The organism is Silanimonas lenta DSM 16282 (genome assembly GCF_000429065.1).
In the GTDB taxonomy this organism is placed as follows: domain Bacteria; phylum Pseudomonadota; class Gammaproteobacteria; order Xanthomonadales; family Xanthomonadaceae; genus Silanimonas; species Silanimonas lenta.
Genome location: NZ_AUBD01000001.1, coordinates 444,391 through 456,215 on the forward strand (window position 1 = coordinate 444,391; position 11,825 = coordinate 456,215).

Genomic DNA, 11,825 nt, shown 5'->3' on the forward strand with positions numbered 1-11,825 from the left:
TCGCCGATTCCACGCCCGCCGCCTAGGCTGGGGCGTTTCGGGCGTTTGCCCGGCCGCTGGAGACCCTGCATGACCGCCCGCCCCTGCCTGCTTTTCGCCGCCGCCCTGCTCGCCCTGCCCGGCCTTGCCGGAGCGAAGAGCTGGTCGGGTTCGGCCGAACTCGGCCTCGCCATCGCCAGCGGCAATGCCGACAGCGAGACGCTGAACGGCAAGTTCCGTTTCAAGCGGGAAATGGAGCGCTGGTTCTACACCCTGGAGGCCGCGGCCCTGCGCGCCGAATCGAACGATGCGCTCTCGGCCAACCGGTACGAGGCCGGCAGCAAGTTCGGCTATCGCTTCAGCGAGAAGGCCTACAGCTTCGGCGCCCTGCGCCACGAGGACGATGACTTCGCCGCCTTCCGCTGGCAGACGGTGTTCTCGGGCGGCTTTGGCTATGCCTTCTTCGACCGCGAAGACCTGAGCCTGATGGTCGAGGCCGGCCCGGGTCTGCGCCGGGTGCAGCCGGTCGATCGCTGGGTGGGCCAGCCGCCGGTGGCCGAGGCAGTGCCGGCCGAAACCGACACCGTGCTGCGTGGCACCCTTGCCTACAGCCAGCGCCTCGGGGCCAACACCACGCTGGGCAACGACCTGCTGGTGGAAAGCGGCGGCGGCTCGGCCTTCCTCAAGAACGACCTCGGGCTGACGGTGAAGATGACCGAGCGTCTGGCGCTGAAGGCGGCCTACCAGGTGCGCCACAGCACCGAGGTGCCCGAGACCCTGAAGAAGACCGACACCCTGTTCACGACGAACCTGGTGCTGGGTTTCTGAGGCCCTTCAGGCCACCGGGTGCGCCGGGTCTGCGATCCAGCCCGACCACGAGGGCGGGAACAGCGCCGGCGCCGGGAATCCGGCCAGCACGAGCGCCAGCGCGTTGTGGCAGGCGGTCACGCCCGACCCGCAGTAGAGCACCGGCTGCGCGCCCGCGGGCAGTAGCGCCCTCCATTCCGCACGCAGGCGCTCCGGCGACTTGAAGCGGCCGGCCTCGAGGTTGTCGGCGAAGGGGCGGTTGATCGCTCCCGGGATATGCCCGGCCCGGCGGTCGATCGGCTCCACTTCCCCCCGGTAGCGCTCCGGGGCCCGGGCATCGACCAGTATCTGCCCGGGGGCGAGGGCGGCCACCGCCGCGGCTCCGAGCACCGGCAGGCTGCCGGGGCGCCAGCGCGGCGTTCCGGCCGCCGGCTCCACCGCCGGCTCCGGCCCGCTGGCCACCGGTCCGCCGGCCGCACACCAGGCCTGCCAGCCGCCATCCAGCACCTGCACCCGCGGATGTCCCATCCAGCGCAGCAGCCACCAGGCACGGGCCGCGGCCAGGGCGCCGCCGGCCGCGTCGTAGACCACCACCGGCGTGGCCGGGGTGATGCCGAGCCGGGCCAGGGTGGTGGCGAAGGCGTCGGGCGCAGGCAGGGGATGGCGCCCCTCGCTGGCGGGCCGGCCATGGCCGGAGAGCTCGCGCTCGAGATGCACGTAGCGGGCGCCGGGCAGATGCCCGGCAAGGAAGGCGCGCAGGCCGGCCTCGGGGTCGGCAAGATCGAACCGGGCATCGAGCAGGCGCAGCCCCGGCTCGCCCAGCCTGGCGCGCAGGCCGGCTACGTCGATCAGCGGGGCGGGCTCGGGATCGGCGGGCGCGGCCATGGCGGTTCCTCGTAGCAGCAGGCCCGGAGTATTCAGCCGGCCCCGGCCGCCTGCAAACGCTCGCGCAGGTTCACCAGCATCGCCGCGGTCGCCCCCCAGATGCGGTGCCCGCCCCAGTGGAACTCGGTGAGACGGCGGCCCTGGCCACGCCATTCCACCACCACCTCGCGGGCATTGGCCGGGTCGAGCAGGAAGGCGAGCGGCACCTCGAAGGCCTCGGCCACTTCAGCGGCGTTGGGCCGCAGGGGCTGCACCGGATCGAGCAGGGCCACCAGGGGCCAGACATGGAAGCCGGTGATGGTGGCGAAGGGATCGAGCCAGCCTAAGGGTTCGATGGCGCTGGCGGGCAGACCCACCTCCTCCTCGGTCTCACGCAGGGCCGCGGCCAGCGGGTCGGCATCGGCGGCATCGAGGCGCCCGCCGGGGAAGCTCACCTGCCCGGCGTGCTGGCGCAGGGTCTCGGGCCGGCGGGTGAGCAGCACCCGCCACTCCCCGTCCCGTGGGCGCAGGCCCACCACCACGGCGGCGGGCACCAGTGGCGCGGGCGGCAGCAGGTCGGCCAGGGCCGGCAGGTTCCAGGGCGGCATCGTGGGCGCCGGCCGCAGCGGGTGCAGGGCCTGGCGCCAGCGCCCGGGCTCCGGCGGCAGCAGGGCCTCAGGCACCGCGGCGGGCTTCCCGCTCGGGCAGCACCTCGTCCATCCAGCGGCAGCGCTCGGCCTCGCTCATCGCCGCCCAGCCGGCGATCTCCTCGCCGGTGCGGAAACAGCCCTCGCAGTACCCCTCCTCGTCGAGGCTGCAGATGCCGATGCAGGGGCTGAGGATGGGCGTGGACATGGGCGCAGCGAAGAGGACGGGAACGGAAACGAAAACAGGGCGCCGCGCGAGCGACGCCCTGCCTCGTGGCGTCGACGGGACGCTTACTTGACGTTGACCAGCTTGAGGTCGAACACCAGGGCCTGGCCCGGGCCCACCGGCGAGCGCGGGTCGTTGCCGAAGGCCTTGTCGGAGGGCACGAAGATCTCCCAGCGCGAACCGGCCGGCATCAGCGGCAGCACTTCGCGCACGCCGGCGATCGGGAACTGCTCGACCTTGAAGGTGGCCGGCTGGGCATTCGGCGAGGCGTAGGTGTTGGCCAGCTCCTGGCCGGTGTGCAGCGAGTAGCGGAAGTGCAGCTGCACCTCGCTGGCAGCGGTGGGACGGGCGCCGGTGCCGGCGTCGATCACCCGGTACTGCACGCCCGAGGGCAGCACGGTCACCCCCGGCTTGGCGCGGTTGGCGGCGAGGAAGGCATCCGACTTGGCCTTGTTCTCGGTGGCGGCCTTCTGGAACTCGGCCATCGCCTCCTGCTGCACCTTCTGCTGCAGCCAGGCCACGGCGCGGGCCATGTTCTCCTCGGGATAGGCCGGCTGGCGCTTGTTGTAGGCATCCTGCAGGCCGCGGATGACCTGGTTGATGTCGACGTCGGCCTTGGCATTGACGATCGAGTAGCCGGCATCGAAGCCGAGCGCGTAGCTCAGGGTGTTCTTGTCGGGCTGGGGGATCTGCTGCGGAGCCTGCTGGGCACCGGCGTTGGCGGGGGCCTGCGCGGTCGCGGCGGTGGCGACGGCGGCAGCAAGGGCAACGGCAAGGACGCGCACGATCATCAAGGTCTCCAGCGGGACGTAGGGCGTGGGGCACCGCCCCACAAACGGTTCGAGGCCGTGGGCCGGCCTCGAGGGCGACGTAGAATAGCGGCGGGGGGCCTGAATCGCCACTGACGTTCCGGGCCCGGACGCACCCTTATCCACAGCCCGCGCGGAGCGAGCATGCCGTTTAACACCCTGCTAACCGAAGACCGCGGCGCCGTCCGCCTCATCACGGTCAACCGCCCCGACAAGCTCAACGCCCTCAACCGCGAGACGCTCACCGAACTGCACGCGGCCTTCGCCGCGGCGGCCGGGGAGGCCTCGGTGCGCGCGGTGGTGCTGACCGGGGCCGGCCCGAAGGCCTTCGTGGCCGGCGCCGACATCGCCGAGATGAATGGCCTCACGCCGGTGCAGGCGCGGGATTTCTCCCGCCACGGCCAGGCCCTGATGACGCGCATCGAGCGCCTCGGCAAGCCGGTCATCGCCATGTTGAACGGCTTCGCCCTGGGCGGCGGGCTGGAACTCGCCATGGCCTGCCACCTGCGCCTCGCCGCCGACAGCGCCAAGGTAGGACAGCCCGAGATCAACCTCGGCCTGATTCCGGGCTTCGGCGGCACCCAGCGCCTGCTGCGCCTCGCCGGCCGCGCCGCCACCCTGGAACTCTGCCTGCTGGGCGCGCCCATCGGCGCCGAGCGCGCGCTGCAGCTCGGCATCGTCAACCGCGTGGTGCCGGCGGCCGAGCTGGAGGCCACCACCTTCGCCCTCGCCGAGCAGCTGGCCCGGGCCGCCCCGCAGGCCCTGCGCGGCATCCTCGACGCCGTGCTGCTGGGCGGCGAGGCCGGCATCGACACCGGCCTCGACTACGAGACCCAGGGCTTCGCCCTCGCCTTCTCCACCGAGGACATGAAGGAAGGCACCGGCGCCTTCCTCGCCAAGCGCACGCCGAACTTCACCGGCCGCTGAGCGCGAATGGGCCTGCCCCGCTTCCCCGGAGGCCTTTCCCTGCCCGGGTGGAAGCCGGCGGCGGCGGGCATCGCGCGCCTGCCGCTGCCCCCGGTGCTGCGGGTGCCCCTGCTGCAGCATGCCGGCCTGCCCTGCGAGCCCTGCGTGGCGGTGGGCGAGCGGGTGGCCCGCTTCCAGCCGCTCGGCCGGGTGCCGGCAGGGGCGCTGGGCGCGGCGGTGCACAGCCCGGCCGGTGGCCGGGTGCGGGCCATCGAGCCCGGCCCCACCGCCCTACCCGGCCGGCCCGAAGCCCTGCACGTGCTGGTCGAGGTCGAGACCGGGGACACGGATGAGGCATGGCGCCTGCCACCGCTCGATCCGCTGGGCACGCCGGCAGAGGCCGTGCTGGAACGCCTGGCCGAGGCCGGGGTGGCGGGCCTCGGCGGCGCCGGTTTTCCCGCCGCCGACAAACTCGCCGCCGCGCGCCGCCTGCTGATCCTCAACGGCGCCGAGTGCGAACCGGTGGTGGCCAGCGATGCCGCGCTGGTGCAGCACCATGCCGGCGACCTCGTGCAGGCGGCGCATCTGCTGGCGCGCTGCTGCGGTGCTGGTGACTGGGTGCTGGCCCTGGAGGCCGGGATGGAGGCGGCGATCGCCGCGGCGCGGCAGGCCCTCGCCGCGGCCGGCGAGGAGGCCGCCCGCCGCCTCGTGGTGCTGCCCGACCGCTACCCGGCCGGCGCCGAGCGCTCGCTGATCCTCGCCGTGGCCGGCCTCGAGCTGCCGGAGGGCGAGCTGCCGCGCCAGCACGGCGTGCTGGTGCAGAACGTGGCCACGGCGGTAGCAGCCCTGCGCGCCGTGCGCGATGGCGAGCCGCTGGTCTCGCGTCTCGTCACCGCCGGCGGCCCGGGCCTGCGCGGCGCCGGGGTGTGGGAGGTGGCGATCGGCACGCCGGCGCACTGGCTCGCGAAGGCGGCCGGCGGCTGGGCGCTCGAGGCCCTGGTGCTGCGGGCCGGTGGGCCGATGATGGGAACGGTGCTGCCGGATGCCGAGGTGGCGATCGGCAAGACCACCATCGCCCTCACTGCCTGGCCGGCACCGCCCGCGTCCCCGCCCCGGCCCTGCATCCGCTGCGGCGACTGCGCCGGGGTATGCCCGGCCCGGCTGCTGCCCCAGCAGCTGCATGCCCGGCTGCAGGCCCGCGACCGCAGCGGGGCGCTGGCGCTCGGCCTGATGGCCTGCGTGGAATGCGCCGCCTGCGACGTGGTGTGCCCGAGCGCGATCCCGCTGAGTGCCGGCTTCCGCGCCGCCCGCGAGGCCGAGCGCGAGCACCGCTTCCGGCAGCGCCAGGCCGAGGCGGCGAAGCAGCGCTTCGAGGCACGCACGGCGCGGCTGGAGCGCGAGGCGGAAGCACAGGCCCGCGCCGATGCGGAAGACCGCACGAAGCGGCTCTCCAGCGCCGCTGCCCGGGCCCTGGCCAAGGCCCGCGCCCGGCGTGGCGATGCCGGCAAGGATGGCGGCGGCGACGGCCGCGGGGGGGCGGCATGAGCCGCGAGCCGCGCTTCCTCGACAGCCCCCTGCCCTCGCTGCGGCAGGCGCGCAGCGTGCCGGCCACCATGGGCCTCGTGCTGCTCGCGCTGGTGCCGGGCACCGCGGCCAGCGTGCTGGCCTTCGGCCCCGGCCTGCTGCTGAACCTGGCGCTGGCGGCCCTGCTGGCGCTGGCGGTGGAGGCGGCCGTGCTGGCCCTGCGCGGCGCGGCGCTGAGGCCCGCGCTCACCGACCTCTCGGCGCCGCTCGCCGGCGTGCTGTTCGCGCTCGCCCTGCCGCCTTCGGCTCCGTGGTGGATGCTGCTCGTCGGCATCGTGGCGGCGATCGCGGTGGCCAAGCACCTGTTCGGCGGGCTCGGCCACAACCCCTTCAACCCGGCCATGGTGGGCGTGGCCGTGGTGGTGCTGGCCTTCCCCTACGAGTACAGCCAGTGGACCGTGCCCGGGCACTGGGATGCCGTCTCGCAGGCCACGCCGCTCGCGCGCATGCGCGAGGGCACGCAGGCGGCGCTGGCGCTCTCCGAGCTGCGCGCGGCGATCGTGCTCGCGCCCTGGGCCTGGATCGCCGCTGCCCATGCGCTCGGCGGGCTGTTCCTGCTGGCCCTGCGGGTCATCCCGTGGCAGACGCCGGTGGCGGTGCTGGGCACCACGGTGCTCCTCAGCCTGCCGTTCTGGCTGTTCGAACCGGACCGCCATCCCTCGCCCTTGTTCCATCTCGGGGCCGGCGCACTGGTGTTCGCCGCCTTCTTCATCGCCACCGACCCGGTGAGCGGCTGCACCACGCCGCGCGGCCGGCTGGCCTTCGGCGCCGGCGTGGCCCTGCTCACCCTCGCCATCCGCCGCTGGGGCGCCTTCCCCGATGCCGTGGCCTTCGCCGTGCTGCTGATGAACAGCGCCGCGCCGCTGCTCGACCGCCTGCTCCGGCCGCGCTGGTTCGGCGAAGACCGGGGGGCGCCATGACCCCCGGCACCGCCCTGTGGCGCCCGGCGCTGACCCTGGCCCTCGTGGCCCTCGTGGGGCTGGGCGGCCTGCTCGGCCTGCGCGCCCTCACCGCCGAACGCATCACCGAACAGGAGCGCGCCCGCGAGCGCGCGGCCCTGGCCCGGGTGCTGCCCCCGGCGCTGCACGACAACGCCCCGGACGAGGACCGGATCCTGCTGCTCGCCCCCGGCTGGCTCGGCAGCGAGGCCGCCCTGCCCCTGCGCCGGGCCCGGCGCGAGGGAAGGGCCTCCGCCTTCGTCATCGAGGCCGTCGCGCCCGATGGCTACAACGGGGACATCCGCCTGCTGCTCGCCGCCAGCCGCGGGGGCGAACTCCTCGGCCTGCGGGTGCTGGAGCACCGGGAAACCCCGGGCCTTGGCGATGGCATCGACCCGGAGCGCAGCGACTGGAGCCGGCAGCTGCAGGGCCGCCGCCTGCGCGACCCGCCGCGCGCCGACTGGCGCCTGCGGCAGGAGGGCGGCGCCTTCGATGCGCTGGCCGGCGCCACCCTGTCCTCGCGGGCGGTACTGGGGGCCGTGCAGCGTGCCCTGGAACTCGTCGAACGCCATGGCGAGGCCCTGGCCGCGGCGCCGGCCGGCAGTACCCTGCGCCTCGACGATGCCCCGGAGGCCCTGCGATGAGCGCCCTTCCTCCCCCCCTGCCCGCCGCCCCGGCGCCGCGCGCCATCCTCGAATACGGCCTGTCGAGCGGCAATGCCGCCATGGTGCAACTGCTCGGGCTCTGCCCGCTGCTGGCGGTGAGCACCGGGCTGGTGCCGGCGCTCGGCCTCGGTCTTGCCAGCGTGCTGGCGCTCACCGCCACCAACACCATCATCGCCCTGCTGCGGAAGCAGACCGGCCGCGACGTGCGCATCCCGGTATTCATCACCGTCATCGCCTGCGTAGTCACCGCCATCGAGCTTTCGATGCGCGCCTTCCTGCCCGCCCTGCACGGCGTGCTCGGCCTGTTCATCCCGCTCATCGTCACCAACTGCGCCCTGCTCGGGCGCGCCGAGGCCTTCGCCTCGCGCCACGACCCGGCCCGCGCCGCGCTCGACGGCTTCGCCGTGGGCAGCGGCTTCCTGCTGGTGCTGCTGGCGCTGGGCGGCCTGCGTGAGCTGATCGGCCGGGGCACCCTGTTCGCCGGTGCCGGCCCGCTGCTCGGCCTGCCGGGCCTGGAATGGACCCTGCTGCCCGGCTACCGCGGCTTCCTGCTGGCGGTGCTGCCGGTGGGCGCCTTCCTGCTGCTCGCCCTGCTCATCGCCCTGCGCCAGCACTGGCAGGCAACACGCACCGCTCCCCGCCCCCTGCCGGACGACCGCCGCGCATGAAGCCCGCCGACCGCCACGAGTTCTTCCGCCGCCTGCGCGAACTGAACCCGAAGCCCACCACCGAGCTGGAGTACCGCACGCCCTTCGAGCTGCTGGTGGCAGTGATGCTCTCGGCGCAGGCCACCGACGTGGGCGTGAACAAGGCCACGCGCCGGCTGTTCCCGGTGGCCAACACGCCGGCCGGCATCCTCGCCCTCGGCGAGGCCGGCCTGAAGGCCTACATCAACACCATCGGCCTTTACAACGCCAAGGCGGCGAACCTGATCGCCACCTGCCGCCTGCTGCTGGAGCGACACGGCGGCGAAGTGCCGCGCGACCGCGAATCGCTGGAGGCCCTGCCCGGCGTGGGCCGCAAGACCGCCAACGTGGTGCTGAACACCGCGTTTGGCGAACCCACCATCGCGGTGGACACGCACATCTTCCGCGTCTCGAACCGCACCGGCCTCGCGCCCGGCAAGACCGTGGATGCGGTGGAGAAAAAGCTGCTGAAGGTGGTGCCGGCCGAGTTCAAGCAGGATGCCCACCACTGGCTGATCCTGCACGGACGCTACACCTGCAAGGCGCGAAAGCCGCTGTGCGGCGCCTGCCCGGTGCGCGATCTCTGCCGCTACAGGGACAAGACCTCGGCCACCGCATAGGCCCGCCGCGCCGTGGCGCGCGGCCTCAGGCGAAGCCGCGTTCCTGCATCCAGCCGGGCACGGCACTGGCCGCCAGTGGCGCCCCATAGTGGTAGCCCTGGCAGATGTCGCAGCCGAGCTGGGCCAGCTTGATCACCTGCGCCTGGCCTTCCACGCCCTCGGCCACCACCTTGAGGCCGAAGCCGTGGGCCAGCGTCACCACCGCGCTCACGATCGCGGCATCGCCGGGATCGCGCACGATCTGACGCACGAAGAGCTGGTCGATCTTCAGCACGTCCACCGGCAATCGCTTCAGCTGCGAGAGGTTGGAGTAGCCGGTACCGAAGTCATCGAGCGCGAGGGCCACGCCCATCTCGCGCAGCCGCGCCATCAGGCCGATCGCCCGCTCCGGGTCGAGCAGGGCCGCGCTCTCGGTGACCTCCAGTTCCAGCGCCCCCGGCGGCAGGCCGCTGCCCGCCAGCACCGCGCGTACCCCGTCCAGCAGGCCCGGGTCCTCGAACTGGCGCGGCGAGAGGTTCACCGCCACCCGCGGCACCGCCAGCCCTTCGGCCTGCCATTCGCCGAGCTGGCGCGCGGCCTCGGCCAGCACCCAGCTGCCGATGGGCAGGATCAGGCCGGACTCCTCGGCGAGCGGAATGAACTCGGCGGGCGCCACCTGTCCCAGCTCCGGGTGGTGCCAGCGCAGCAGGGCCTCGAAACCCACCAGGCGCTCGCCTGCGAGGGCCACCTGCGGCTGGTAGGCGAGACCGAGTTCGCCGCGCTCGAGAGCGATGCGCAAATCCTGCAGCAGGCGCACCCGGCGGCCGCGCACGGCGCTGTTCTCGGCGGAATAGAAGGCCACGGTGCCGCCGGGGGCGGTGGCCGGCTCGGCGGTCTCGGCATGGTCCAGCAGGGCCTCGGGGGAATCACCGTCGCGCGGGGACACCGCCACGCCCACCGAGGCGTCGAGGAACAGCCGGCGCCCTCCGGCCTCCATCGGTTCGGCCAGCGGGGCGAGCACCTCGCGCAGCCGGGCCTCGATGCGCGCCTCGTCCTGCTCACCGCGAAGCGAGAGGGCGAAGCGGTGCTCGCCCGAACGCGCCAGCAGGGCCTCGCTGCCGAGATGCTGGCGGGCGCTGTCGAGCAGGCGGTTGGCGGCCTCGCGCATCACCGCATCGGCCGGGGCCTGCCCCAGCGACTGGCGCAGCACCGGCAGCTGGCCGAGAGCAATGCTGGCGAGGGCATGAACCGGGCCGCTTGCCTGCTCGCGGGCGATGCGGCCGAGGAAGTGGCCGCGGTTCGGCAGGCCGGTGATGGAATCGAACTCGCGCAGCTTCTGCGCCTCGGCCTCGAGCTGGCGCCGCGCCTCGATGCGCTTGGCCGACCGCCTGAGCTGGGCCTGCACCAGGGAGAGCAGCTCGGTGGGGCGGAAGGGCTTGGTGAGGTAATCGTCGGCGCCGAGGTTCATGCCGTCGCGCACCGCCTGGCGCTCGTCCAGGCCGGTGAGGAAGACGAAGGGCAGCTCGCTGGTGCGGGCATCGGCACGCAGGGCGGCAAGCAGGGTCTGGCCGTCGCCGCCCGGCATCAGCACGTCGGAGAGGATGAGATCGGGCAAATGCTCGATGGCGAGGCCCAGCGCCTCGCTGCCATTCCTAGCCTCGTACACCACGTAGCCGGCGGAGCGCAGGGTGGCTTTCAGCACCGCGCGGATGCCGGTGTCGTCCTCGGCCACGAGGATGCGGGGGGTACTGCCCGGGTCCTGCATCGACGGCCCTCCCTAAGCCCTGCCGGGGCAGTGTAGCCCGGTCGCTCAGAACACGTACTGGGCCCGGAAACCGAGCTGGCCGGGATCGTCGCCGCTCGCCTCGTCGCGGCCCTGCGTCCACTGCAGCATGAAGCGCACCTGCGGCGAGGCGTACCAGTTCAGGCCCAGCGACCAGCGGCTGAGATCGGCGCCGGAGCGGTCGGCATCCTGCAGGTGGTCGAGGCGGGCGATCACTTCCCAAAGGCCGCGGCCGATGTTCTTCGGCGAACCGAACACGCCATCGCCGGCGTCATAGCTGCGCTGCCCGCCCGGCAGCCAGGCAAGCTGGGCATAGCCCCCCTCCAGCGTGCCGCTGCCGCCCCCGGGCAGGGCGAGGCGCGCCCGCGCCCACTCGCCCTGCCAGTGCCATGGCCCACGCGCGCCGGCCAGTTCCACGCCCGCCGACTGCTGCGAAAAGGCGCTGCCCGCGGCGGTCTGCCGCAGCACGGCAGACGGCCCGCGCCGGCCGCCGTAGGAAAAACCGATGTCGCGTGCCGGAGTGCCGGCACCGCCCTCCTCGAGGCTGAGCCAGCCGCCGACATGCCAGAAGGTCTGCTCATCGATGCGCAGCATCCGCGTGCCGCGCAAGGACAGGCCATGGCCCTCGTTCCGCGGCTCGTTGCTGTTGCGCAGGCCAAAGAGGGCGATGCCAAAGCCACCGGCCTCGCCGCCGACCTGCCAGCCGAGGCCCTGCTGCCACTGCCGGCCGGTGAACAGGCCGGAGGCCGAGGTCGGGCCACGCTCGAGCGCCCAGCCATCGTTCGAACTGGTCAGCTCGTCCATCGAGCGGTAAGGCTTGAACTGGCCGATGGTCAGGGTGCCCGCCCCGAGGGCGTGCTGCAGGTAGACGTCGCGCAGCTCGGCATCGCCGCCGGCGAACTCCGGCTGCAGGCGGAAGCCCCAGCCATGCAGGGCGCCCTGCAGCTGGAAGCGCACACGGCGGAACTCGGTGCCGCCGGTGGCCGGCCGCTGGTCGGTGTCGAAGGCATAGGCCTCCCAGTGGATGCGCCCGCCGAGCTTGACCTCGGGGCGGCTGCGCGCGGCGGGCGGCGCGGCCGGCGCTTCGTTGGTGGCAACGGCGGGCGGCGTGGGCACAGGCGCCGACACGGAGGCAGGATCGACGGAAGCAGGCACGGCGGCCCGGCGCTCGAGCGCCTCCAGCCGCGCCTGGAGCGCGGCGAGTTCGGCCCGCAGTCGGGCGATCTCCTCCTCCGGCGCCGCGGCGAGCGCGGGGCCCGGCAGGAGCGGCAGGGAGGCGGCCAGGGCCAGGAGCGCGGCCGGCGCCGCCGAACGGAATGCAGTCATCACGAG

At 73.9% G+C, this 11,825-nt stretch carries 11 protein-coding genes and 1 pseudogene; 7 read left to right on the forward strand and 5 right to left on the reverse strand.

Going from position 1 to position 11,825, the window contains the following annotated elements; genetic code table 11:
* The first annotated feature begins 69 nt into the window (after window positions 1–69).
* Window positions 70–807, forward strand: coding sequence for a DUF481 domain-containing protein (locus G408_RS0102090; protein ID WP_028769738.1), 738 nt, complete (start codon window positions 70–72; stop codon window positions 805–807).
* Between the two features lie 6 nt (window positions 808–813).
* Here the strand turns inward: G408_RS0102090 and G408_RS0102095 are convergent, their stop codons facing one another.
* The 3 genes and pseudogenes from G408_RS0102095 to G408_RS0102110 all read right to left on the reverse strand — a co-directional run bounded on the left by G408_RS0102095 (window position 814) and on the right by G408_RS0102110 (window position 3,314).
* On the reverse strand, window positions 814–1,671 hold the full coding sequence (locus tag G408_RS0102095) for a sulfurtransferase (protein ID WP_028769739.1): 858 nt from the start codon (window positions 1,669–1,671) through the stop codon (window positions 814–816).
* A 32-nt stretch (window positions 1,672–1,703) separates the two neighbouring features.
* A pseudogene (locus G408_RS0102100) lies at window positions 1,704–2,505 on the reverse strand (NUDIX hydrolase).
* An 83-nt stretch (window positions 2,506–2,588) separates the two neighbouring features.
* The gene (locus tag G408_RS0102110; protein WP_028769742.1) at window positions 2,589–3,314 is read right to left on the reverse strand and encodes an FKBP-type peptidyl-prolyl cis-trans isomerase N-terminal domain-containing protein; all 726 of its coding nucleotides are present in this window, start codon (window positions 3,312–3,314) and stop codon (window positions 2,589–2,591) included.
* A gap of 162 nt (window positions 3,315–3,476) precedes the next feature.
* Between G408_RS0102110 and G408_RS0102115 the strand changes: the two genes are divergently transcribed.
* Genes G408_RS0102115 through nth form a run of 6 tightly spaced genes read left to right on the forward strand, consistent with a single transcriptional unit; the run spans window position 3,477 to window position 8,731 of the window.
* On the forward strand, window positions 3,477–4,259 hold the full coding sequence (locus tag G408_RS0102115; RefSeq protein ID WP_028769743.1) for an enoyl-CoA hydratase/isomerase family protein: 783 nt from the start codon (window positions 3,477–3,479) through the stop codon (window positions 4,257–4,259).
* 6 nt (window positions 4,260–4,265) lie between these two features.
* Window positions 4,266–5,783 (forward strand): electron transport complex subunit RsxC, encoded by a 1,518-nt coding sequence (gene rsxC / locus G408_RS12710; RefSeq protein WP_051282507.1) that lies wholly within the window; start codon window positions 4,266–4,268, stop codon window positions 5,781–5,783.
* Entirely contained in the window at window positions 5,780–6,742 is a 963-nt protein-coding gene (locus tag G408_RS0102125) for an RnfABCDGE type electron transport complex subunit D (protein WP_051282508.1), read from the forward strand. Before rsxC ends, G408_RS0102125 begins: the two co-directional genes overlap by 4 nt.
* Window positions 6,739–7,404 carry an RnfABCDGE type electron transport complex subunit G gene (locus tag G408_RS12715; RefSeq protein WP_051282509.1) on the forward strand — a complete coding sequence of 222 codons (666 nt, stop codon included), beginning with the start codon at window positions 6,739–6,741 and terminating at the stop codon, window positions 7,402–7,404. The genes G408_RS0102125 and G408_RS12715 overlap by 4 nt, the downstream gene beginning before the upstream one ends.
* A complete protein-coding gene (gene rsxE / locus G408_RS0102135) occupies window positions 7,401–8,093 on the forward strand; it encodes an electron transport complex subunit RsxE (RefSeq protein WP_051282510.1) in 693 nt (230 codons plus the stop codon). The genes G408_RS12715 and rsxE overlap by 4 nt, the downstream gene beginning before the upstream one ends.
* Window positions 8,090–8,731, forward strand: a complete 642-nt coding sequence (gene nth, locus G408_RS0102140) for an endonuclease III (protein ID WP_028769746.1) — start codon at window positions 8,090–8,092, stop codon at window positions 8,729–8,731. The genes rsxE and nth overlap by 4 nt, the downstream gene beginning before the upstream one ends.
* Window positions 8,732–8,756: 25 nt before the next feature.
* Here nth and G408_RS12720 read toward each other — a convergent pair whose 3' ends face one another.
* Complete coding sequence (locus G408_RS12720) at window positions 8,757–10,475, reverse strand: putative bifunctional diguanylate cyclase/phosphodiesterase (RefSeq protein ID WP_051282511.1); 1,719 nt, start codon at window positions 10,473–10,475, stop codon at window positions 8,757–8,759.
* A gap of 45 nt (window positions 10,476–10,520) precedes the next feature.
* Window positions 10,521–11,819, reverse strand: a complete 1,299-nt coding sequence (locus G408_RS0102150) for a porin (RefSeq protein ID WP_028769747.1) — start codon at window positions 11,817–11,819, stop codon at window positions 10,521–10,523.
* Window positions 11,820–11,825: the final 6 nt, after the last annotated feature.